Raw genomic sequence first — 22,711 nt, 5'->3', positions numbered from 1 at the left:
TTTTCTTGCTTACAATCATTGTCATCGTGGCGATTCTTCTCGGTGCCGCCATATTCGCCCTCAGTCGGAGCCGAACATCACAAAATGAGCAGCCACTCGCGGACTGCACGAGGTGGACAACCAGCGATTCCCCCAACGCCTCGGCTCCCGCAATTGCCGAGACTCAGAGCGACGTCGCCCTCGGAGAAGAACTCACCGATTCCAACAACTTGAGCTCCCACTATCACGTTTTCGCGCATGGTATCGACGAATCCCAGCCCGTAGGAGTTCTCATTCACCTCCACGGAGATGGCGCCGCAGAATACGACTCGCCCAACGGCTTCGCTACCTGCGCTGCGGCTGTTGCTGCCCAGCACAATCTGATCACGGTGGTGCCCCACACACCCGACACAACGCAGGAAACATGGTGGCATCAACTCTCTGTCAACCAGAATTGGTTGGACGCACTCGTCGTAAAGCTAATCTCTGACTACGACCTTGACCCACAGAAAATCTGGTGGTCGGGGTACTCCGGGGGTTCGGAGATGATCAGTTACTCGCTGCTGCACGCGAGCCCAAACAATGTCACCGGCGGTGCGATCATGTTCGCCGGTGGTGGCGCGCCCACGGATCAGGACCCAACTTTCGATGGCCAATACCGCCAAACCACACCTCTATATTGGGTGGTCGGGTCGAACGACGATGGCACGACGTCACGCGACGGCTTCAACGCCGTTCGAGCTTTGCGACGAGGCTCTCACTGGTACGAGAGCCACGGGTTCACCAACGTCCACACCGATATTGTCGAGGGCTATGATCACTACACGCTGCCGAAGGTAGACCTGCTTGCCGATATTCTCAACGAGCAGGGTGTGTAGGTGACTAGCGACGCAGATGGGAAACCTCAAACTCACCTGTGATAATTGGGGTTGCCCGTAAATCGATCGGGACATTCTGGTTGGTGGGCGCTGGCCTAGAAACCCAAAGATCGATTATCTGAATCAATTGATAGTTTCGAACGTCGTTGACTAGTAACGACCTAGCTTCGGGTCTTAACAATCTGGTTTATCCACCAACCGACGGCCCCTCCGGCCCCGACGCCGATGATTAAAGGCAGAATTAACCCGCCTGTAATCCCTGAAGCGATAGAACCTGTAATTCCGGTGAAAATACTTAACCCGTAAATGGTCGGCTTGATCCATTTGTTAGAGTTCATTCTCTTTCTATTCTTGGTTGCGTCCGTTAGCGTGGTGTATCTGTAACTGCCGGTGACAACCCTCATGAATGCACGAGGCGACCACCGCAGTACCTTTCGAATCAACTCCTACATCTCCTCGAAAGGGACACCACGATGGCCGCTGGCCCCCATTCTATCGACCCCACCACCTATCTCGACGACCTGCTGTCTCAAGCCTCCCCGGACCTGATGAGACAGATGCTCCAGGGCTTCATCAACCAGATCCTGTCCACCCAGGCCGACCAGATCTGCGGCGCCGAATACGCCACCACATCCGAGTCCCGCACCAACGTCCGCAACGGCTACCGCCACCGCGACCTCGACACCCGGGTTGGCACCATCGACGTCGCCGTGCCCAAGCTGCGTACCGGTTCGTTCTTCCCCGACTGGCTGCTGGAACGACGCACCCGGGCCGAACGGGCCCTGACCACCGTGATCGCCACCTGCTACCTCAAAGGTGTCTCCACCCGCAGGATGAACGACCTGGTCGCCAGCTTGGGGATCAACAACCTGTCGAAATCACAGGTGTCAGAGATGGCCAAAGACCTCGACGTCATGGTCGAGGACTTCCGGACCCGGCCCCTGGATACCGGACCCTACCTGTATGTTTCATGCGACGCGCTGACGATGAAGGTCCGTGAAGGCGGCCGCGTGGTCAAAACCTCCGTCCTGCTGGCCACCGGCGTCAATGCCGAAGGCTACCGCGAGTTACTCGGTATGCAGGTCGCCACATCCGAGTCTGTGGCCTCCTGGACCGGGTTCTTCCGCGACCTCAAGGCCCGGGGCCTGGATCAGGTGTACCTGGTCACCAGCGACGCGCACCTGGGCATCCAGCACGCCATCAGCGACGTCCTGCCCAACGCGTCCTGGCAGCGGTGCCGGACGCATTTTTCGAAGAACCTCTCCGGCCTTGTGCCCAAGACGCAGTGGCCGACATTGTCGGCGATGTTCCAGACGATCTTTCAGCAACCCGACGCCCAGGCTGTGTGGGATCAGGCACGGGAGGTGGTGGGCTTCTGTGAGCAGAAGTTCCCCCATGTCGCGGACTACCTCGAGGAGTCCCTCGATGAGCTGCTGGCGTTCACGAACGCGCCGAAGGCCGTGTGGACGAAGGTGTGGTCGAACAACCCGACCGAGCGGTTGAACCGGGAGATCCGCCGGCGCACCGATGTCGTCGGGATCTTCCCCAACCGCGACGCCGTCGTCCGCCTCGTCGGTGCCGTGTTGGCGGAGCAGCACGATGATTGGATCCAGCAGAAGCGCTACATGTCGTTGACGAGCCTGGAGCAGACGAAGGCGATGATGGCCAGCTCTGTGATCGACGCCAGGGAATCCACTCAGGAGGTTGCATGAGCCCGCGCCAGCATCGAGCTCGTGCCGGTCCCTGAGGTCGTCACGCTGCTTGTTTTATCGAAAGGCAGAAACACCACTCCCGCGGACTTGACCCTATTCTTAGGCCTCATTTTCCGGGGTTCCTCTCAGAATCTGTGTACGTGGGCAATTCTCAGATTATGAGCAACCGAGTTCTAGGACCTCTCTTGGACAACTAAGTAACTCGAAGTAGACCCCCGTCAGAACAAAGCTCAACTTCGGGGGTAGCCAAATAGCTACCAAGTTGATGGACTCGAAAGTTTCTGTGGTGGACTGGAAGTCGTGACGCCTCAACTACTACGTATTTTTCAAAACACTGATGGGAAGCTGGAAGCGCTCATCGGCTTTGCACTGTTGTTTGCAGCCACGGTGGGAATTTCACTCTCAGAAGAATATCCCGGGTGGCAACTCATTGTGGCGGGGTCTTTCTTAATTTGGGCCATGATTTTGGCACCAGAAAGTGGTATTCGGTCAACAGGTGTGCTTTTGTGTGTTGTTGCGGGACTTCTTGTCGCAGAAGTTGAGTATGGAGTATTCGTTGCGGTGCTTGTGTTCTTCGTAATTGAAATTCAACTAACGAATGCTCGATGGCTGGCGGGTGGTTGTTCGATTTTGATTGTTTTGGCGTGGTTTTGCCTTGGCAATCCCCTAACAGCTTGGTCAGTCTCATGGGTTGGCCAGTTCTTGTTTGCAGTGTTGGGAATCCTCATCTCAATTGTGATTGCACTTTACCGACGACTCAATAGATCTCTGATTAGGGAAAAAGAAGCAGTAGTTGAGTTAGCGGAGATTCAGACTCGTATTGATGTCGCAAAAGCATTGCATAACGGTGTTGCTGATTCACTAACTCGTATCGTGTTGTTGGCTCATCAGAGTACGGATCAATCTAGGCAGGATAGCCTGATTCAGCAGGAGGCGAAATCTGGGTTGACGGAACTTCGCAAGATAATTGATCAGCTCAGAGGGAAAACCGACACTGGGCCCAAGGTTCAAGTACACATGGCAATCATGATCGAAAAGGCGCTTGGTCCAATCTCACCGCAGCTCTATTGCCCGAGGGTGGGCGATCTTTGATACTTGTCTCCAAGGTGATGAATGGAGTGTGGGGCTGTCTCCCCTCCATTGACACGTATTTTGTGAAATCATTCAAAAGCTCGGCGGATAATCAATGCGAGCGTCGAGCTTGGGACCGTGCGAATGCCGACACTTTCCGTATACTTCACACTGTTGACATTGAACATTTGGACGAGATGGCTGGTCTTCGAGAGCGTTATCCAGTGTAGGATTTTCGAACAGGGCAACCGGCGGATCAGCTCATACCTCGTGCCAAAGCGCTGGATATCTACGGCTTTTATGTGTCGAGGAAGCGCTAGTAGGTCGCGGCACCGACGTTCGCCTCTTAGAGGATTTCGACATTATTATTCGATCACTTGTTCTGGTTACGTCGCCAGCTGTCCTCGGCGCTTGCTATTTTAAGGTTTGCTCTATTCGCCGAAAGATTGGATCAATAATGTCTCAGTTTCCTTCGCCCGAAAAAATCATTAAGGAATGGATCAACGGCAGAGCAAATGCTGGTGTCGTTTTGGCCCAAGCTGTCACCGAGGTGGAATCCAACAATGGCCATATGGTGATCACTGTCGAAACTCTCCATTTCCGACGCTCCAATGAATGGCCCGCTGCTGTAGCGCCCTTTCAAGGCAATATCGAAGAATTCTACGCAACCGAGTTCGGACTCACCAACGCCCAAGGTGCATACCTTCGTAGCCAGATCTCTACATTGGAAGTCCAAGACCACAAAGGAAGGCCAATTGGAAATCTCCTGGATACCACTTCATTCCAAATCCGTAAGAACCCACCTCAAGACCTAAACTAGAACAACGGCATTCGCCTCGTGCAGTTCTCAACTAGCACTGACACGCTTGGCTCTCCCCACTAGGACTCGAACCTGTAAGGACTAGATGAGAAAAATTACCAACCGTATTGAGCGGCTTTTTCAGCGACGGCACCACACCGTTGTGGATCGTCGATATAGCCCTTTTCACACCCGTCCATCAGCTGAAGCTCACCGGATGAAGGATTAGGGTTTCCATTTTCATCAGTGCCATATCCACAAATATAGGCAGGACAAGTACCGCCATCGGCATATGGGATCGCATCTGGGTTTAATCCCGACCTACTTTCCTGCTCCATATACGCTGGTCCGCCAAGGAGATTAAAGCAGTAATCCGTAAATTGCACAGTGCCATCTGACATCACGGTCGGTCCGGGTGTCCCCTCGGAGCACTCCACAATATACGGCTCAGGTGACTGCGCTACCGATGGTGGCGTTTCAACCACAGCTGAAGCAGTCATTGAACTTTGGGGCACTTCATCATTAAGTTCCGCCACGGTTGATTCTGCGACCATGGTGGTACTGGAAGCACTGGGCGAAGAAGTCGAGGTGACTTTGCTAGAGGTTTCACTCGTCGGACTTTCAGTCAAACTATCTTTGACATCTCCCGAGGTACAACCCGCAAGTGTCAAAGCAGCTACAGCCAATAAGGGAAGGAGATTTTTCATAATTAGACTACTTTCAAATGTCCAAATTTGAGAGTCGGAACAGCCAATGGTTAAGCAAAGGGGACCAGCAGATCAAAGATAAGTGATAACTAAATACAGATACTATCTAGATTTCCAGCCGTATAACGAACTTATCCTAATTTACGTAAAGCTTCGCCTGAGTGTTCTAACGAAAGCAGTCTCTTCTTGGATATGCTTTGTTTGAGCAGTTGTCACCTTGTTTTTCGTCTTGGTCTGCTACTAGAGGGAGGCCCCATGGCTAATCGGTCGAGTATCGAATGGACTGAAGTCACTTGGAATCCAGTAACAGGCTGTGATCGCATATCAGCGGGTTGTGATAATTGTTACGCGCTGACTATGTCCAAGCGTTTGAAGGCAATGGGTTCAAAAAAATACCAAAATGACGGAGATCCTCGAACATCAGGCCCAGGGTTTGGAATTACAATCCATCCATCAACCCTTCAAGAACCATATTCCTGGAGGTCTCCCCGAGTCGTTTTTGTAAACTCCATGTCGGACCTGTTCCATGCGAAAGTTCCACTGGCGTTTATCCAGTCGGTTTTTGATGTGATGCGAGATACCCCCCAACACACATACCAAGTGCTCACCAAACGATCCCTTCGTCTGAAACGCCTCGCACCAAAGCTTGATTTTCCTAGCAATTGTTGGATTGGGGTTTCGGTGGAATCATCTGAAGTTTATCGTCGCATCGACCACCTACGCGAAATCCCAGCTGCCGTGCGCTTCCTTTCATGTGAACCGTTGTTGGGCCCGCTAGACGGAATTGACTTGAGAAACATTGATTGGGTGATTGCTGGTGGAGAATCTGGAGCCCATTATCGTCCAATGGATATTTCATGGGCCCGCGGCATCCGCGACGCATGTGAGATTGCTGAAGTGCCCTTTTTCTTCAAGCAGTGGGGCGGTCAGAGTCCTAAGAAGCTAGGTCGCGAATTGGATGGAATCGTCTGGAACGAGTTTCCGAGCGCCAATTCTTCTTAGGCCGAAAATTTGATCCTGCTTCCTCGGGGGAAAGTATTTTTCCGCTTCCGATTTTGTATTTCAATTTCTCCCCTTTGCTCCATTGGGAGGAGAGCGCCCTTTCTTAAATGCTTTCTTGCGTAGCGGGTATCTGTTAACACATATTTTTCCAATTCCTCGACAGGAACTGTTTTTCCCCGAAACTCCTTTTTGAGGATCTTGTCCAGATCTAGTGGAACTTCGAATAGTGGTTCTAACTCTTCAATACGATACGAAAACTGTGAACCAGTCTCTGGGTCCACGGCCCACATCGCGTCTTTCATAACTTCGAGCCCTTTCAAATTTCGAGTGCAGTGATACAAGAAATAGCTTGTCCTATTTCCATCTCGTTTCTTCATCTCAAATCTGCTCACATACTCGAACCTACAGACCTTTTTGAGTTGCCTTTCGTATAAATCAGCGAGAAAAATCTTTCTATCAGGCGGAGACATACCATCACATTGCGAGTAATCTTCGCACCCAAATAGGGCATCAAGATTATCCTTTTGGCTTTTTGTTTTGATCCATCGATTAACTGCGTTAAATGAGAAAAGTATAAAGAGCTCGGATTTCTCATGCTCAACTAATTTGGAAATCAGATCAAGGGGTACGTCTTTGAATCCGAAAGGGTCAATAAATGCAAAAGTCGGGACTTGTTTTTTGCTTTGTCTTCCCGACACGATCTCAGTGGCAAGATCGGCAAAGTTCATATTTCTTGCGTAGATATCAACTTTGTCCGGCAACAATGGCTTAGTTTCAGCAGCCCAATTCTCAAGTTCTTCGAATCGATTCGAATCCTCTTCGTTGAAAAGCAGCTTTATTCTGGAATTTGGTTGCGAGCTCTTATTTTGAATAGCTGCATTACATGCAATTTTTGGAGAGCCAGGTTCATCGTTTTGATATCGGCCTGGACCTGCGAACCCATCTACGAACAGTATTAAATCGTTCCACTTTCCCATGATGACGAACCATGGATTGAGATACCTTTTTAGAATCTCGTGTTTCGCTTTTGTGTGAGGCTCGATGTCCCACAACGTTTCCGTGTGTTTAATTGGCATAGATTCCACCTCCATCGGCAAACGTTAAGACAAATACAAATATTGATAAAAGCAGTCACCACTAGCTTAGAGTTAAACAAATCCAAAGGGATTGAATCGGAATAAGAAAATCCAAAGGCTAGGGTAACGAGCAACAGCAACACCGAAGTTCACAAGCCAATCCCAACCTAAGCGTTCCGGATTCATCGTATGCTCTTGGAATCTCTGTATCCTGCTCTATTTCCTCGAACTATCCATCGCAATACGTTGGGTGTTCTGAAATCTGGATAAATTCCGCCCGCGGAAATTCGAGCCCATACCAAGCGATATCCGCAGTTTTAGGACAACATGGGAGCTTTTCCGCATATTGACGAGAGCGACAATCTCATCGATTCCAAACTAGGATGTTCGGATTCCCGGGGGTGCAAACCTCCAAAGCGTCAATGAAGCCCAGAACTCCTCGATAAGTTACGACAGATCATCGAGACAGCAAAATCTAGAGCAATCGACTAAGACTCCGTACACGGGATGACCTATTCCATTTCTATTGCGGCTGAGATAGCGGCTCGATTGGCGGGTAACAATCTGCGAATGATAATTGAAAATTTAAAGAGGCGATGGCCCCGCCCTCTCAATCGCCACCGAAGTCCCCATGCTCAGAAAGAGGACGAGCAACTATTTAATTCCAAACGATGGTCATCCTGAATTTGCGACAACCTAAAACTAAACCGGATAAACTCGACACCTTAGGGCACCTTTTAGGGTAACTATGTGCACTTTTGCACACAAAACATAAAAACACCCTCCGACCCGATCTTTAAAAGACCTAGTCAGAGGGCGTTTCGAAAGAAGTTGGTAGCGGGGGCAGGATTTGAACCTACGACCTCTGGGTTATGGGCTATTTACTGGCGCATAACTCGTTCGCTTCGACGTATTTTTTTTGAACTTTTAGCTAGCTTGCTGCTTTTTTATCAAGCTAACAAGCTATCAAAATATCCTGAGTGTGGGTGTTTTGGCTCCCCCCGTATCGTAAAAACTGCGGTTTTTGAGGCGGATATGGCCACCGAGAGGGAGCTCTTGCGGGACGCTAAAGGATCATGCTTGTTTCGAAAAGACCCGCGCTTAAGCCGATCCCGACGGAATGGGAACCCGAGCTACTCGACTTCGAACTCTTCCTCAGAGCGCAAGGCCGCACGCCCGCCACCATCGACACCCGCATACGACATCTGCGCACGCTTGCCAGGCAGTGTGGGGTTGATCGGCCCCATGACGTTACAAGTGAGGACCTCGTGAGGTGGAGCGGTAGCAGGGATTGGGCACCTGAGACGCGGAACTCCTATCATGCGTCAACTCGTTTGTTCTTCCAATGGCGCTCCCTACGTCACGAATGCGAGGACCCATCGATTCTCTTAAAATCCATAAAGCGGCCCGTTCCTCCACCGAGGCCAGCACCAGACGTTGCAATCCGAGAGGCGTTATCGACGCCGAATGAGCGCCTCAAACTAATTCTTCGTCTCGCTGCGGAGCTTGGACTACGTAGTGCGGAAATTGCCTCAATTGCGGCAACGGACATCCAACCAGCCAGTGATGGATGGGGAATCCTCACCGTCCATGGGAAGGGGCAAAAAGACCGCGTTCTTCCTATTCCCCCAGATCTGATGTTCGACATGAGTCGACACATCCAGAACCAAAAATGGTTGTTCCCAGGAAACTTCCACGGGCATCTCTCCCCGAGGTGGGTAGGGAAACTCGCGGCGAAAAACCTTCCAGACAATTGGACACTGCACACCCTACGTCACCGTTTCGCCACAACCGCATACGCGGAGTCCCAAGACATCATCGCGATTCAAGAAGCCCTTGGCCATGAATCCATCGAAACCACACAGCGGTACACCAAAGCATCGACTGACATCCGCGGACTCGTTCAATCCGCAAGACTCTAGAAGGAGATATCGTGCCTATCGTCACCCTCTGCAACCTCAAAGGTGGGACTGGAAAAACCACCTCGGCCATATACCTCGCCACCGCCCTCGCGAACCAGGGCAAGCAGGTCCACGTACTCGATGGAGATCCCCAGGGATCCGCGACGGAATGGGCTCAACAGGCAGAAGATGCAGGCACTCCCCTGCCCTTCGTGGCCGTGCCAGCAAATGCACGTTCGATCAGCCGAACCAAGACAACAGGCAGTGAGTGGATCATCATTGACTGTCCTCCAGGTGAATCCGGCATCATCGACGCAGCCATCCATGTAGCCGACCACGTCATCGTGCCTACCCGCCCGTCCACGATCGAGGTCAACCGTATGTGGTCTACAACTGATCTAGTCGGCCAAACCCCACTGACGGTCCTACTAACCTCAGTCATCCCGAATACCAACTCCCTTCAGGAACTGCGAGAAGCTCTCGAGGAAGAACACATAGCGACCTTCAGGATCGGTATCCCCCAGCGTGAAGCTATCAAAAAGACATTTGGCCAAGTCCCACAGAAGCTTTATGGCTACGATTCCATCCTTGCCGAGCTCATCAAGGAGATTGAACGATGACCTCTATGCGCCGGCCCACCAGAAGCAAGCCGATAACCAGCGCAGCACAGTCAATGCAGAAAGTGTCCAAGCAAGAGGTGCAACTCAACGTGCGAATCACACCAGAGATGAAGCGAGATTTACGCAGACTAGCAGCCGATCAGGACACTACAGTGACCGAAATTGTCACGGATCTAATCCGCAGGCACCTCGAAAACAACCAATCTAACAACCTATCGAACTAACTTGTTACCAACCTAGGAACATAGCTTGTTAGCAACTTAACTCTGAAAGGAATGAGAATGTCCCCCTTGCGCCAAGCAGTCAAGCAACTCCAAGATGCACGCTACATTGCCGTCGACGATCACAACGAGTACATCAACTTGATTGAAGATATGGCGAGTGAGCTTGCCTGGCACCTTAAGACAATCGGGATCGAATGGGAAGATGTGGCCACCGAAGTGCAAGCAGCACCTCTTCCACAGCTAGCCACATTCGAGATGGGAGTCACTAGCGCTATAAGCAAGCTCCGCGAGCCCTAACAGCCAAACTCCCGCCTCACTTCGCTCGTTGGGCTAGCGCGGCCGCAAAGCGGCCTTGCTCTTTAACAGTGTAGTACCGGTCTGCGTTCAGCCGATGAGGAACACGTCTTCAAACAATCGCGGGCCGGTACCCCACACTCAACACTGGATTGATGGTTATCTTGATAGCTTGCTATATTGCTGCACTTATATCAAGCTAGCCGCGGGACTCTAGAGTTCCAAGCCCTCACGCTCAGTTAGCACTGTGACCGAATCGGCTTGATTTGTTTCTGTCATGCCCCAATGGTGCGAGTGCCTTTGACCGGTAGATTGTCCATTTTGAACGAGGTCAACCAGGTGTCGACCGGGAAGTAAGGCTTGATCGTCTTCGTTCGTTGCATCCTGTGTCTGGGAGGTGAGATCGAGGACGAGGGATTCTAGGGTTGACGCCGGAGATGTCTCAATCGCCGTGGCCGAAAGCAGCTCTGACGAGTAAACCTCAACGACCTGGGCCCACTTACCAACGTCGGATGGGTCCAGCCTCGATGGCCATTCTTTGAGGAATGATGTGGAGTAAGGCCTAGTAGTGAGATTGTTGGCATAAGCGACTGCATGAAAGACAGCAGACGCCAACAGCGGATTCATGACAGGCTTCGTATGTGCCAAGTTTGGAGTGTCAAAGGTACAAAGAGCGGCTTCCACACACCCTCGCACCAAGGCGCGAAGCTGTTTCTGTTCATCAACACGATTGCCCAAATAGAGTATTCTTTTGTCCTTCGAAACCTGTAGCTCAGATACCTTGCCATTCAACCAATAGGGATCTACGAAATGCACCTCAACGTCTTGAGAATCCAGAAATTCAAGAAGGCGAGCTTGGAGTCCATGGTTGGAAGCGTGGACTACTCGACTAGGGTGAAACACTACCCTTGGCTCCAAGAACTCCACCCGAGGCCTAGGCTTGACTTGACCCTCACCAAACAGCTTGCCGTCTGGGGTGATTATGGGCGTCTCGCCCTTGATAACCTTCCAATTCAGAGACTTCCACGCATCTTCCGGAAGAAAGAACTCCTTTTGTGCCCTTCCCGCCGCGACTTCGGTCGCCAGCAATCTATGAGTTTGGAAGGAATAGAAGGGCATTAGCGACGAAGAAAACCCAAACATCTCCCAACCAGCACGGGATGTAAGTGCATAGTCCAGATCCTCTCGAGGAGGCTGTAGACCACGAATATCTTGATCCAACGGCCTTTCCATTGAACGCAGCCGCTCAATTTCCAAAGCTCGTTGCAGCTCCAGCAGGGACGAGATCGCCAACTCCCCTTCGATGGCAAAGTCGGATGGCAGTGCACGAATACTCTCGATTACCTGCTTTGACAGGTACTCAAACTGCCGAATCTCCTCAATCCCCATAAATCAATATCCTAAACATTATGGAGGAACCATGTTTCCAAAAAAGCGATACCATCGTGTCATGACATCTGAGAAATCAACTCAAGCTGCGGATTCTAAGAAGACAACTCCGCCTGCCCATACTGATGTTGAGCCTCCCTTTTCCTCGCCGCCGAGGACCGATGGTGTCGATGCTTCCGGTACGCACTATTCCTCGTGGTACTCACAAATCGACTACGACGAGTTTAAAGACAAATGGGACAAGGACGATCTTGGCTTTTGAAGTGCGTAACATTGAAGCCTGATTCTTGGCACTACTAGCCATTCAAGCCCCCGCCTCGCTTCGCTCGTTGGGCTAGCGCGGCCGCGAAGCGGCCTTGCTCACTGATGTACGCTGCACCACAGTACATAAAAATGAATTAGTTATATGTTATGACTCAAGCTCGCTGTTACGTTTAGTCATTACTCCAAAGGGATATGTGTCATTCAATGGCTCGACTTGACTATCAAGGGCACTCGTTTCCTCGAAGCTAAGGTCAAGATTGGGAGACCCGATCGTGTCTATTAGAGACTTACCAAACGTGAGGTCTCCTTCTTCCTCATTGAGCAAGTCATAGATTCCTAGCGACTCCTCCTCGTCGGTCCAGTCCGCGATCGAACAAATACGTAGGTAAAGATTCTTCCAGGGGGTCGAATCTAGTTCGTCACCCAGCATCGAACCGGCCGCGGCAATCATTTGTGCATCTTTAGCGTTTGCCCAATCCACCACGATGTCATAGCGCCCGGCAAGATGTGTCATGAAAGTGCGAATTGTTCGCCCATTACCTTCTCGAAATGGGTGGATTTCATTTAGTTCCGAATGGAGGTATCCAAAAATCTCCATCTTTCGCGCAAAATCGGTATCTTCCAGGGCATAGAGATATGGATCCAACTCATTCAAGCGCGATTCAATGGTTTCCCACGACGCGAAGAGGCTTTGGGTGCCCGTTAGGAAGTTCTCTTTGCTCATGTCGACATCACGAAAGGATCCTGCCCAGGTGTAGCAATCCTGAAATAGGTGATGGTGGTAGGCCTTCAATTCCTCACTGAGATCATCACCGACGATTCCTCCTGGGGAGATTAGGGATTCACGATAGTTAACCAACTCCTTTTCCAGCTCAGTCCAGCGTTCTTCCTCTTCGACCCCATAGAGATTGCGCAGTGTTCCTGTGGCTGGGTAGATCAAGCGATCCCAGCGCTGCTTTTCGTCGTTCAGCGTTCCACCCCAGCATGTCGCAATGCGTCTGCAATGGCGTCTTCAATGCTTAGTTCCCCGAGCATGAGTGCTTCTAGATTCTTCTTCTCACGTTCGCTTACCTGGCCGCCTTCCATCTCGGAGGAGGCAATGACATTTGCTAATTGCTGACGCTGCTGTGCACTGAGAGGCATTTCCGGTTCCTTTCCTAGCGTAAGAAAACGGTAGCAAGCGGTCGATGCCAGAGCTAGCCCTCTTCGGTAAACCATTGAGGAATCTCCTGCGAATCGTCGAGAAGCAGGAAATCCGTTGGATCTACGTCAAAGATGGCAGCAGCCAGCTTCACGAGCTGACTGGATGTGAGCTCGCCAGGGATCATCCCAACTAGGAGATCTCGCAAGTTTGCAGGGGAAGCTTGAATACAAAAATCATCACATAAAATCTGCACCTACAGATAGACGTCTTTAATCCCCGAACGGTTCCCTGTACCAAGAAAAGAATTTTGCGGTGCGGTTATCCTCCCCTTAGGAGGTATCCAAGGGGAAGCGCTCAAGCCTTGGATCAACCTGTCTTACATGGGTATACTTCACCGGTAATCGCTTGGGCTAGTAGCTCCACTTGTTGGGGAGATACCGGGGGAGTTAACTGCTCCAGGAGCGTTGCCGCGATCAACTCCAGATCACCGGTTAGAACATCATTGTTTGTCTGTAGCATCCACATACCTGGTTAGACTGCGCCAGCGAGCTAAAGGTTCCACCCGTTTTTGTGGGTAAAAATACGCACTGCTTTTAGCAGGGTTGCAGTAGGCGTTTGACCTGCGGTTATTATCGTGGTCGTTGTGGGCTTGGGGCCTGCCGAGGCCTGATGACCAGGCTGCGACGACGGTACAGGCTCGGTCTTTCAGTACTTCGTCGGCATGACGAGAGTGAACTGCTGATCTTCTCCGTCAGGTGAGTCCTTCCAGATCAGCGTGATCTCTTCGCAGCCATGCTCGTCGAAGGTCGTCGCCCACAAGAATGTCTTGCTGGCGCGATAGTCCATGTCGACGCCCTGGGGAAAGTGTTCCATGGACCGGCCGAAGAAGACGCCACGCACGTCGTAGGCCGCCTCTCCGGTGAGGTTGGTGAGCTCGTACGTATCCCCCGCGCGAAAAGTGACTTCCCATGGCTTCGCACGACGTTCCTTTTCTTCGCGTCGGGCCTTCTCCTCCTCAAGGCGCGCAAGGGCCTGCTGAGCCTCGGAGGCGATCTGCGCGTGCTTCGCTGCCTCGGCTTCCGCGGCCCGTGCCCGGCGATACTGGACGAAGCCGAACACTCCTCCGATAGCAGTGGTGACGAGGAGGGCGACTTCGGCCCCTGCTGTGACCCAGGCAGGTCCGGCGTCGGTGAAGAGTGCGAACATGGTGCTCCTAGTTGGTTGGCCCGATCTAGAGGTTAGCACGTATGTTCGCTGGCTCGGATGTGGGAGGGGGTTGCCAATGAGCGGTTTCCCTGCTCTTATTCCCCTGGTCGGAGCGTCTCAGTGCTGCCGGTCGAAGTCCTGTCCAGGTGGTGCGCTAGCCTTTCGAGGTGGTCGGTCTGCAAGGGGTCAAGTCCACGGTGACAAGAGATGCCCGCCGGCAGACGCCGTGACGGCTCAGAACACGACACACAGGGTGATTGCGGGGGCCTAAATATCCTCTCCGGTCAGGCTAGACAGCAATAAACATTGTGGTGAGGCGGCCTGAAGTGATCGGAGACTAGGTTTTACCCTAGGAGGACGATCAGCATCATGGCACGACCCAGTCAGTACGACGCAGCTACGCAGGACCGCGCGGTGCGCATGTACTTCGAGCGCCTCGAGGAAGGCGACATCTCCAAGGCCGGCGCCCGCCGGGAGATCGGCGAGTTGCTCGGCGTGAAGGAATCGACGCTGCGCAACTGGATCCGCAGGCACGAGCAGCAGTCGCAGGCCCCGGAGCCCGGTTCCCTGTCCTACGAGCAACTCCAGGCCGCTTACGACGAGCAGGCCAAGGAAGTGGCCAAGCTGCGTCGGGCCAATGAGATCTTGAAGACGGCGTCGGCTTTTTTCGCCCAGGCGGAGCTCGACCGCAAACTTCGGTAATCGTGGACTTCATCCGCACCTACCGCCACCGCTTCGGGGGCGAGCCAATCTGCGAAACACTCACCGCCCATGGCATCGCGATTGCCCCAAGCACCTTTTACGCCCACCAGGCCCGCGAGTTCGGCCCTTCGGACGCCGAGTTGGATCAGGCCTATGCCGCTCACCGCATCTACCGGCTATGGGAGGCCAACCGCAAGGTCTACGGCCGCCGTAAACTCTGGAAGGCCGCTGTCCGCGACGGCATGACTGTTGGCCGTGACCAGGTCGAACGACTGATGAAGATCACCGGAATCAAAGGCGTCTCACGTGGAATGCACCGTAAGAAAACCACCGTGGCCAACCCGGCCCACCGCCGGCACCCGGACCTGATCAACCGGCGGTGGAGCTATCCGTCGCACCCGAATCAGTGGTGGATCGCCGACTTCACCTACGTGTGGACACGCCAGGGCTTTTGTTACGTCGCCTTCATCGTCGACGCGTACTCACGGATGATCCTCGGCTGGGTCGTGACCCGGGTGATGGACACCCGGATGGTGCTCATGGCCCTGGAACACGCCCTGTTTTCCCGCCGGCGCACCCGCATGGACTTCACCTCCACCGGCATCGTCCACCACTCGGACGCGGGAGCCCAGTACACCTCGCTGGCGTTCACGGACGCGCTGGCGGAGGCCGGGTTGCAGGGCTCGATCGGCTCGGCCGGTGACGCCTTGGATAACGCGATGATGGAGTCGACGATCGGGCTCTACAAGACTGAGCTCATCGACTTCGACCCTGCACGGACATGGAGGGATGCCCAGGAGGTCGAAACGGAAACGGCCTCCTGGGTCTACTGGTACAATCACCAGCGTCTGCACTCGTCGATCGGTGACGTTCCCCCGATCGAATACGAGCAGGACTACGAGGAATTCAACATCATCAGAAGAGCCCAGTAAGGCTTTTACCCGTAGTCTCCGAAAAACTCAGGCCGATTCACTGCAACTGAAAGTTCTCAACGGCATAGATGAAGACCTCACCAGGGCATACACCCGTCTTATCAATCAAATGCGGTCTGCACTCGTAGGTACTTACCCCGCATTCGAACAGGTTCTGCGCGGACAAGTGATCCACCGCAAATGGATCCTCCACCTCCTCGCAAAATACGGCGGTCCCACAAAACTACGGCGCATCAGCAAAGACCGCCTCGCAGCCTTCGCACGCAACCACCAAGCGCGCAACCCCGAACCCGTCATCGACGCCATGCTGGCAGCAATCCACGAACAAACCATATCGATTCCAGGCGCAGCATATGCAGAGCTAGGCGTATCCATGGCCGCCAAAGATGCCCTAGCCAAGCTTGAACACCGCAAACAGATTCAAGCCCAGGTCCTCACCCTGATCAAGGACATTCCGCAGACTGAAATCTTGCTCTCCATGCCGGGAATAGGGCCACGAAGCGCAGCCCAAATCCTAATGACCGTCGGCGACATGTCTGACTTCCCAGACGCAGCACACCTAGCCTCCTACGCAGGACTGTCGCCACGAACCAACCAGTCCGGGACATCAATCATGTCTAACTCACCAAACCGGGCTGGCAACAAAAAATTAAAGAACGCCCTATGGCAATCATCATTCGCATCGATCAGATTCCACGAGCGTTCCCGCCAATTCTACGAACGGAAACGTAAACAAGGCAAAAGGCACAACGCCGCCGTCATCGCACTGGCACGCCGAAGGCTCAACGTCCTATTCGCCATGATGCGCAACGGTGAACTCTACCGGGAAGACCCACAACCGCAAGAGATAACCGCAGCCTAGAAAAACACCCAATCCAAAGCCGATTGTGCCAAAGCACAACCGGCCCATCAGCACGCCCAAAAACAACACCGGCTAAGCAAGCTAGAAAACACTTCTCACCCCCAACAACCTCACCCACCGAATTGACAACTCACATAGGAACACCCCCCTGGGTCATGGAAAAGCCAAGCAAGCCTTTTGCCAAGCCAGGAGATGTTTTTGATACCTCCATCGGATGGCGCTTTGCCAACCCGAAGTTCACGGAGCAGGAGAAGATGACCTACTCCATGCCGGAAACCGCCGAGGAGGTAGCCAACGTCTTTGGTATTAGCCGTACGGACGCCGATGCCTTTGCGGTGCGTTCCCAAGAGCGCGCACTCGCCGCTATCGAGGCCGGCAAGTTCGCCCGGGAAATCGTGCCCGTCGAGGTGACCGACCGCAAGGGCAACGTCACCGTCATTGATACCGACGAAGGCCCCGCCCCGGCACCACGATGGAGGTCCTAGCCAAGCTGCGCCCGGTGACCTCCCTGGGTGACGTCACCACTGCCGGCAACGCCTCCTCGCTTAACGACGGCGCCTCCTGCGTCATCGTCGCCTCCGACGAGGCCTTAAAGAAGCACAACCTAACAGCACGCGCCCGCGTGGTGGCCAACTCCGCCCGCGGCGTGCGTCCGGAAATCATGGGCACCGGCCCCATCCCGGCGACCCACGATGTGCTGGAGCGCGCCGGCTGGGAACTAGATAGCGTGGATGCCATCGAGCTCAACGAAGCTTTCGCCTCTCAGTCCATCGCCTGCATCCGCGAACTGGGTCTGGATGAGGAGAAGGTCAACGCCTGGGGCGGCGCCATCGCGCTGGGCCACCCGCTGGGTTCCTCCGGCTCCCGCATCACGTTGACCCTGCTCAACCGCCTCGAAACCGATGGACTGAGCCGTGGCATCGCCACCATGTGCGTGGGCGTGGGCCAGGGCACCGCAATCGCGATTGAGAGGGTATAGATGACCACTGCCATTGAGATTTCAACGCGCGGCGAGAAGGACGAGATAGTCGTCGCCAAGCTCAACCGCCCCGAGGTGCGCAACGCCATCGATGAGCAGATGGTGACGGAGTTCCACGAGCTCTGCGCGCAACTCGAGGCCGAGCCGCGCATCCTCATCATCACCGGCTGCACCGTGGAGACGCCCAAGGGACCTCCCGGGATCTTCGCCTCCGGAGCGGACATCGCGCAACTTCGTGAGCGCCGCCGCGAGGATGCCCTGCGTGGCATCAACTCCGGCATCTTCCACCGCATCGCTTCCCTTCCCGCGCCCGTCATCGCGGCGGTGGATGGCCACGCCCTCGGCGGTGGTCTGGAGCTGGCCTTGGCCGCCGATTTCCGGGTCTCCACCCCCTTTGCCAAGTTCGGGCAGCCTGAAGCCGGCCTCGGTATCGCGGCGGCCGCGGGTGCCACGTGGCGCCTCAAGGAGTGCGTGGGCACCCCGCTGGCGAAGGAGATCCTGCTGGCCGGGCGCATCCTCACCGGCGAGGAGGCCTTGGCAAACCACCTGGTCAGCGAGCTGCATGAGCCTGCCGCGCTTGTCGACGGCGCCCTCGCCCTCGCCTCCCGCATAGCCCAGCAGGACCCGCTGGCTGTGCGCTTGACCAAGCAGCTCATCGCCATGCCGGATGCGGCCCACCCGGCGGTGGACAACATTGCCCAAGCCGTGCTCTTTGAGTCCCCGGCCAAGTTTGAGCGGATGCAGGCCTTCCTCGACCGCAAGAAATAGACCTTCCACACAAGGAGATTCACCCCATGTCCCCAGTACTGCAGGTTCCCGCCACGGTCGGCGTGCTCGGCGGCGGCCGGATGGGCGCGGGCATCGCCCACGCCTTCCTGGCGTCCGGCGCGTCCGTGACCGTTGTCGATATCAAAGAGGACGCCGTGGCTGCCGCCCGCGAACGCGTGCACAAGGCCATTCGCGGCTCCCTCGACCGCGGGGCGGAAGGCACCTTCGAATCCTGGGATGAACGGCTCAGCTTCGACACCGCCGCCTCCGCCTTCGCAGGTTTCGACCTCGTGGTTGAGGCTGTCCCGGAATCAATGGATCTCAAGGTGGCGGCTTTCCGGGACATCGCCGAGGCCGCGCCGGAGGCCGTGGTCGCTACCAATACCTCGTCGCTATGAGTGTCTCAACTGGCAGAAAGCATCCCCAACGACGTCATCGGCCTGCATTTATTCAACCCCGTCCCGGCGTCAAAGCTGGTAGAAGTGGTTGTCGCTGAATCCACCCCGGATGCACTCGTGGACACGGCCAAGGGCTGGGTCGAGGGGCTGGGCAAGACCGCAGTGGTGGTCAAGGATGCTCCCGGCTTCGCCGCCTCCCGCCTCGGTGTGGCCATTGCCCTGGAGGCCATCCGCATGGTGGAGGAAGGCGTGGCCTCGCCGCGCGATATCGATAACGCCATGGTGCTGGGATACAAGTTCCCCATCGGCCCGCTGGAGCTGACCGATATCGTGGGCTTGGATGTGCGCCTCGGCATTGCCGAATACCTCGAATCCCAGTTGGGCGAACGTTTTAGCCCGCCACAGCTCATGCGCGATATGGTCGCGCGCGGGGAGCTGGGCCGCAAGTCCGGAAAAGGCTTCTACGACTACTCCGAGTAGCCGCACCCCGGCCCGCCCAGCTCCGGGACCACGAAGCGGTAGCCCAAACCGGGCTCCGTTAACAAGAAGGCTGGGTGGGCTGGGTCATCCTCCAGCTTGCGGCGCAGCTGAGAGGTGTAGATGCGCAAGTAATGGCTCTGGCCCTCAAAGCCTGGCCCCCAAATTTCGGCGAGCAAGTCTTCCTTTCGCACCAAGCCACCACGAGCCCGCAGCAAGGTCGTGAGCAGCCCCCATTCAGTGGGCGTCAAGTGCAGCGGTTCGCCGCTTTTCGTGATGGAATGGCGTGGCACGTCAATGACCACGTCGCCTGCCTGCACGACGGTGACCTCTGAGCGCTGGGCAAACTGCTGTGGATTACCGTGGCGCAATGCCACCCGCACGCGCGCGAGCAGTTCTTCCATGGAGAAGGGCTTCGTCACATAGTCATCCGCGCCCCTATCCAAAGCCGCAGCGCTAAAGAGCGGATCGGAGCGTGCCGTCAAGATGATCACCGGAACCGCGGACCATCCCCGGATACCTTCGAGCACCTTGGAGCCGTCCATGTCGGGCAAACCCATGTCAAGAATGACGACATCTGGCTGTGTCTGCGACGCCGCCTGCAGGCCTTGGGCGCCGGTCGTGGCGGGATGTACCTCGTAGCCGCGCGCCTTGAAGTTAATGCTCAGGGCGTTGAGCAGGCGCGGGTCATCATCAATGATGACAATGCTGGTTTTCTTGCTCGTCATGTATATTCTCCTCCCGCAGCGGGGAAACTCAGCGTAAACGTTGCGCCGGGAGTGGTATCGACCTCGATATTACCGCTCATGGCCTCGACAAACCCCCGCACGACGGACAACCCGAGCCCGACCCCGTTCTCATTGCTCGTATCCCCCAAACGCTGGAAGGCCGTGAACAACTCCTCTTGCTTTTCGGGCGGAATACCTGGTCCTTCGTCCGTGACGCTGAGCTCCACGCGCTCCTCCACGACTCGGGCGCTCAGCATCACCTCCCCCGTCGGCGCATACCGCAGGGCGTTGTCGAAGAGGTTAGCCAGCACGCGCTCCAAGAGCGTGGCATCCGCACAGCAGGTCACCCCTCGCAGGTTGGGCGCCAATTGAATACGAAGGATTTCTTCACGGGTGTGTCCGAAGGCGCACGAGGCGATGGCGCGGTTGGCTACCTCTTCTACCTGTACCGTCTCCCGGCGCGGTGTGATAGCTCCAGCCGTGAGCCGCGAATAGTCCAACAGGTTGGTCACCAGCCCGGTCAGCTCTTCGATGCTCGCGGCAGTCTCTGCCAAGAGCATCTCCTGATCCTCGGCGCTGAACTCAATGTCGGCATTGCGCAGCGATGATACCGCCAACTTCGCTGTCGCCAACGGGGTGCGCAAATCATGGCTCACGCTGGACAGAAGCGCGCGGCGCAGCTCATCCGCGGCGGCTATGGCGTCTGCCCGGGCAGCTTCAGCGGCGAGGCGCTCGCGGCGAACGATACCCGCGAGATACCCCATGACCACGGTGACGAGCCCGCGATCGCGAGCAGACAGGGCGGGCCCTTCCATCCGCAGCTGCACCGTCCTATCTTCGCTGGCTACTACCGTTTCTACCCACTGCTCAGTCCGTGGTTTCGCCGGAATGCGTACGCGCGTGGACGTGCGCTCGGCGACAGGCGCGCGCCACGTCGCGAGGCTATCCCCTTCGGCATCGAGCAACACGGCCGTGTGGCAGCCAAAGGCCTCCCCTACCTTGCGCATGACAACATCCTTCGGTGAGACGTCCGCGCGGCGGTTCAGCGCAGCACGGGAAAACACCGTGAGCAGCTCTGCATCGCGCGCGGCGATGGCCGCGTTGGAGCGATCAATTTTTGCCCGGCGCACCAGCATGCCCACGGCCAAGGCTATGGCCACCATGACCACGACGATGACGGCATTGGCAGGCTCCGCAATATCGAAGGTGTACAGCGGCTCAGTAAAGTACCAATTCACCGCCAAGCCTGAGGCTATCGCCACCACCACCGCGGGCCATAGCCCCGCGACGAGGCTGACCAGCAGGATGAGAGCGAAGTAGAACGCCGAGCACGTGCCAGTTCCCAGCTCTGCGCCATCAATCGCAACGAGCAGCGCGGTCAGCCCCACAAAGCCTAGGACTGAACCGAGCCAGGCGATGGCACGCTGTGGGAATGGCCGGAACGGGTGCAGCAGGCGCGTTAAAGGGAGAGGTGTGTCCGGCGGCAGGTTGATGATGTGGCAGTCGATCGTGCCCGACTCCCGCAACACAGCCTCAGCCACGGTGCCATGCCAGTGCACGCCCCACCGCCGGCGGGGAGAAACCCCTAGAACCAACTGGGTGGCGTTGACACTGCGTGCAAAGTTGAGCAGTGCCTCCGGGACTGAATCACCCGTGACCTGATGCAAGCGCGCGCCCACGTCGTTGGCCAAGGTCTGCAGCCTCGCCAGCTGTTGCACAGATCCCGCTACAGAGGACGTGCCCGAGGCAAAAGAATCGCCAAAGACCACGTGCACCACGTGCAGCTCCGCCGAGGATTTCGTCGCGATGCGGCGCCCGCGGCGAATGAGGGTTTCCGCATGCGCCACGTTCTGGATAGCCACCACGACGCGCTCGCGCGCCTCCCACGTATCTGTAATTTTCTGGTCTGCGCGGTAGGTAATGAGCGCCTCGTCGACTTGGTCTGCCAACCACAGCAAGGCCAGCTCACGCAGCGCGGTGAGGTTTCCCACGCGGAAGTAGTTGCTCAGGGCCGGTTCGATGCGGGCCTCTCGGTAGACCTGCCCGTCCCGCAGACGGGTTCGCAACAGCTGCGGGGAGACGTCGACAAGCTCAATCTCATCAGCAGCCCGCACCACCTCATCCGGCACCGTTTCCTGCGGCGCAATGCCCGTGATCTGCTTGATGACGTCATTGAGGCTCTCTACGTGCTGGATATTCAGTGTTGATATCACGTCGATTCCGGCATCCAGGATCTCCTCGACGTCTTCCCACCGCTTCTTGTGCTCCTCGTCGCGGGGGTTGGAGTGCGCGAACTCGTCGACAAGCGCAATGTCCGGGTGCCTGTCGATGACAGCCGTAGTATCCATTTCACCCGCGGACAGCCCTTCGACGGTCCGCCGGGGGATAACCTCGAGGCCCTCGCACAGAGCCTTCGTGTAGGCGCGCCCGTGGTCCTCCACGATGCCCACTACAACATCGCGGCCGTGGTCTCTTAGCGTGTGCGCCTCATTGAGCATGGCGCAGGTTTTGCCCGCGCCGGGCGCAGCGCCCAGAAGAATCTTCAAGGTGCCGCGTTTGCGCCGCGGAGCGGGCGCGCTTGCTTCGGTCATCATTGCTT

General features: G+C 55.6%; 22 protein-coding genes, 3 pseudogenes and 1 other annotated feature. Of the genes and pseudogenes, 15 read left to right on the top strand and 10 right to left on the bottom strand.

Annotation, left to right across the window (positions count from 1 at the left end; genetic code table 11):
- Nucleotides 1-5 precede the first annotated feature (5 nt).
- The 4 genes from ACXZ66_RS04380 (at nt 6) to ACXZ66_RS04365 (ending at nt 4,460) form a co-directional block, all read left to right on the top strand.
- A complete protein-coding gene (locus ACXZ66_RS04380; protein WP_458750687.1) occupies nt 6-857 on the top strand; it encodes an alpha/beta hydrolase family protein in 852 nt (283 codons plus the stop codon).
- Nucleotides 858-1,330: 473 nt separating this feature from the next.
- The gene (locus ACXZ66_RS04375) at nt 1,331-2,569 is read left to right on the top strand and encodes an IS256 family transposase (RefSeq protein ID WP_458749673.1); all 1,239 of its coding nucleotides are present in this window, start codon (nt 1,331-1,333) and stop codon (nt 2,567-2,569) included.
- Nucleotides 2,570-2,869: 300 nt separating this feature from the next.
- On the top strand, nt 2,870-3,661 hold the full coding sequence (locus ACXZ66_RS04370) for a hypothetical protein (RefSeq protein ID WP_458750686.1): 792 nt from the start codon (nt 2,870-2,872) through the stop codon (nt 3,659-3,661).
- A gap of 436 nt (nt 3,662-4,097) precedes the next feature.
- Entirely contained in the window at nt 4,098-4,460 is a 363-nt protein-coding gene (locus ACXZ66_RS04365; protein WP_458750685.1) for a hypothetical protein, read from the top strand.
- A gap of 95 nt (nt 4,461-4,555) precedes the next feature.
- On the opposite strand, the gene ACXZ66_RS04360 is transcribed toward ACXZ66_RS04365, so the two are convergent.
- Nucleotides 4,556-5,146 carry a hypothetical protein gene (locus ACXZ66_RS04360; RefSeq protein WP_458750684.1) on the bottom strand — a complete coding sequence of 197 codons (591 nt, stop codon included), beginning with the start codon at nt 5,144-5,146 and terminating at the stop codon, nt 4,556-4,558.
- A gap of 255 nt (nt 5,147-5,401) precedes the next feature.
- On the opposite strand from ACXZ66_RS04360, the gene ACXZ66_RS04355 reads away from it, so the two are divergent.
- On the top strand, nt 5,402-6,148 hold the full coding sequence (locus tag ACXZ66_RS04355) for a DUF5131 family protein (RefSeq protein WP_458750683.1): 747 nt from the start codon (nt 5,402-5,404) through the stop codon (nt 6,146-6,148).
- On the opposite strand, the gene ACXZ66_RS04350 is transcribed toward ACXZ66_RS04355, so the two are convergent.
- Both ACXZ66_RS04350 and ACXZ66_RS04345 read right to left on the bottom strand, forming a co-directional pair.
- Entirely contained in the window at nt 6,145-7,224 is a 1,080-nt protein-coding gene (locus ACXZ66_RS04350; RefSeq protein WP_458750682.1) for a three-Cys-motif partner protein TcmP, read from the bottom strand. The genes ACXZ66_RS04355 and ACXZ66_RS04350 overlap by 4 nt on opposite strands.
- A gap of 1,133 nt (nt 7,225-8,357) precedes the next feature.
- The gene (locus ACXZ66_RS04345; RefSeq protein WP_458751434.1) at nt 8,358-8,546 is read right to left on the bottom strand and encodes a hypothetical protein; all 189 of its coding nucleotides are present in this window, start codon (nt 8,544-8,546) and stop codon (nt 8,358-8,360) included.
- Between ACXZ66_RS04345 and ACXZ66_RS04340 the strand changes: the two genes are divergently transcribed.
- The 4 genes from ACXZ66_RS04340 to ACXZ66_RS04325 are packed head-to-tail and all read left to right on the top strand — an operon-like array spanning nt 8,493 to nt 10,266.
- The gene (locus ACXZ66_RS04340) at nt 8,493-9,146 is read left to right on the top strand and encodes a tyrosine-type recombinase/integrase (protein ID WP_458751269.1); all 654 of its coding nucleotides are present in this window, start codon (nt 8,493-8,495) and stop codon (nt 9,144-9,146) included. The two genes, ACXZ66_RS04345 and ACXZ66_RS04340, sit on opposite strands and share 54 nt — an antisense overlap.
- 11 nt (nt 9,147-9,157) lie before the next feature.
- The gene (locus ACXZ66_RS04335; RefSeq protein WP_458750681.1) at nt 9,158-9,745 is read left to right on the top strand and encodes an AAA family ATPase; all 588 of its coding nucleotides are present in this window, start codon (nt 9,158-9,160) and stop codon (nt 9,743-9,745) included.
- Nucleotides 9,742-9,969 carry a hypothetical protein gene (locus tag ACXZ66_RS04330; RefSeq protein WP_458750680.1) on the top strand — a complete coding sequence of 76 codons (228 nt, stop codon included), beginning with the start codon at nt 9,742-9,744 and terminating at the stop codon, nt 9,967-9,969. The genes ACXZ66_RS04335 and ACXZ66_RS04330 overlap by 4 nt, the downstream gene beginning before the upstream one ends.
- Before the next feature lie 57 nt (nt 9,970-10,026).
- Nucleotides 10,027-10,266 carry a hypothetical protein gene (locus ACXZ66_RS04325; RefSeq protein WP_458750679.1) on the top strand — a complete coding sequence of 80 codons (240 nt, stop codon included), beginning with the start codon at nt 10,027-10,029 and terminating at the stop codon, nt 10,264-10,266.
- Nucleotides 10,267-10,476: 210 nt separating this feature from the next.
- On the opposite strand, the gene ACXZ66_RS04320 is transcribed toward ACXZ66_RS04325, so the two are convergent.
- Nucleotides 10,477-11,652 carry a hypothetical protein gene (locus ACXZ66_RS04320; protein ID WP_458750678.1) on the bottom strand — a complete coding sequence of 392 codons (1,176 nt, stop codon included), beginning with the start codon at nt 11,650-11,652 and terminating at the stop codon, nt 10,477-10,479.
- Nucleotides 11,653-11,713: 61 nt separating this feature from the next.
- Between ACXZ66_RS04320 and ACXZ66_RS04315 the strand changes: the two genes are divergently transcribed.
- Nucleotides 11,714-11,914, top strand: a complete 201-nt coding sequence (locus ACXZ66_RS04315; protein WP_458750677.1) for a hypothetical protein — start codon at nt 11,714-11,716, stop codon at nt 11,912-11,914.
- Between the two features lie 147 nt (nt 11,915-12,061).
- Here ACXZ66_RS04315 and ACXZ66_RS04310 read toward each other — a convergent pair whose 3' ends face one another.
- The 4 genes from ACXZ66_RS04310 to ACXZ66_RS04295 all read right to left on the bottom strand — a co-directional run bounded on the left by ACXZ66_RS04310 (nt 12,062) and on the right by ACXZ66_RS04295 (nt 14,266).
- On the bottom strand, nt 12,062-12,856 hold the full coding sequence (locus tag ACXZ66_RS04310; protein WP_458750676.1) for a Fic/DOC family protein: 795 nt from the start codon (nt 12,854-12,856) through the stop codon (nt 12,062-12,064).
- Between the two features lie 26 nt (nt 12,857-12,882).
- Complete coding sequence (locus ACXZ66_RS04305; RefSeq protein ID WP_458750675.1) at nt 12,883-13,059, bottom strand: antitoxin VbhA family protein; 177 nt, start codon at nt 13,057-13,059, stop codon at nt 12,883-12,885.
- 53 nt (nt 13,060-13,112) lie between these two features.
- A complete protein-coding gene (locus ACXZ66_RS04300; RefSeq protein ID WP_458750674.1) occupies nt 13,113-13,265 on the bottom strand; it encodes a hypothetical protein in 153 nt (50 codons plus the stop codon).
- A gap of 500 nt (nt 13,266-13,765) precedes the next feature.
- On the bottom strand, nt 13,766-14,266 hold the full coding sequence (locus tag ACXZ66_RS04295) for a hypothetical protein (protein WP_458750673.1): 501 nt from the start codon (nt 14,264-14,266) through the stop codon (nt 13,766-13,768).
- Between the two features lie 369 nt (nt 14,267-14,635).
- On the opposite strand from ACXZ66_RS04295, the gene ACXZ66_RS04290 reads away from it, so the two are divergent.
- From ACXZ66_RS04290 to ACXZ66_RS04270, 5 genes and pseudogenes are all read left to right on the top strand, one after another.
- Nucleotides 14,636-15,900 (top strand): IS3 family transposase gene (locus ACXZ66_RS04290; RefSeq protein WP_458750672.1). Its coding sequence is split into 2 segments (ribosomal slippage): nt 14,636-14,927 and nt 14,927-15,900, totalling 1,266 coding nucleotides; the frame shifts between segments, so codons are not numbered across the junction.
- Nucleotides 14,926-15,057 (top strand) — a sequence feature (AL1L pseudoknot). (Overlaps the previous gene by 132 nt.)
- A gap of 37 nt (nt 15,901-15,937) precedes the next feature.
- Nucleotides 15,938-16,762: pseudogene (locus ACXZ66_RS04285) on the top strand (transposase); the annotation flags it as partial.
- Between the two features lie 146 nt (nt 16,763-16,908).
- A pseudogene (locus ACXZ66_RS04280) lies at nt 16,909-17,741 on the top strand (acetyl-CoA C-acyltransferase); the annotation flags it as partial.
- A complete protein-coding gene (locus ACXZ66_RS04275) occupies nt 17,742-18,509 on the top strand; it encodes an enoyl-CoA hydratase/isomerase family protein (protein WP_458750671.1) in 768 nt (255 codons plus the stop codon).
- Between the two features lie 26 nt (nt 18,510-18,535).
- Nucleotides 18,536-19,387, top strand: a pseudogene (locus tag ACXZ66_RS04270) (3-hydroxyacyl-CoA dehydrogenase family protein).
- On the opposite strand, the gene ACXZ66_RS04265 reads toward ACXZ66_RS04270, so the two are convergent.
- Nucleotides 19,375-20,112, bottom strand: coding sequence for a response regulator (locus ACXZ66_RS04265; RefSeq protein ID WP_458750670.1), 738 nt, complete (start codon nt 20,110-20,112; stop codon nt 19,375-19,377). The pseudogene ACXZ66_RS04270 and the gene ACXZ66_RS04265 overlap by 13 nt on opposite strands.
- Entirely contained in the window at nt 20,109-22,706 is a 2,598-nt protein-coding gene (locus ACXZ66_RS04260) for an ATP-binding protein (RefSeq protein ID WP_458750669.1), read from the bottom strand. Before ACXZ66_RS04260 ends, ACXZ66_RS04265 begins: the two co-directional genes overlap by 4 nt.
- Nucleotides 22,707-22,711: the final 5 nt, after the last annotated feature.

Source organism: Corynebacterium sp. S7, from assembly GCF_054401105.1.
Note: the sequence above shows the minus strand (reverse complement) of the source record. Positions and strands in the feature narration are given on the sequence as shown.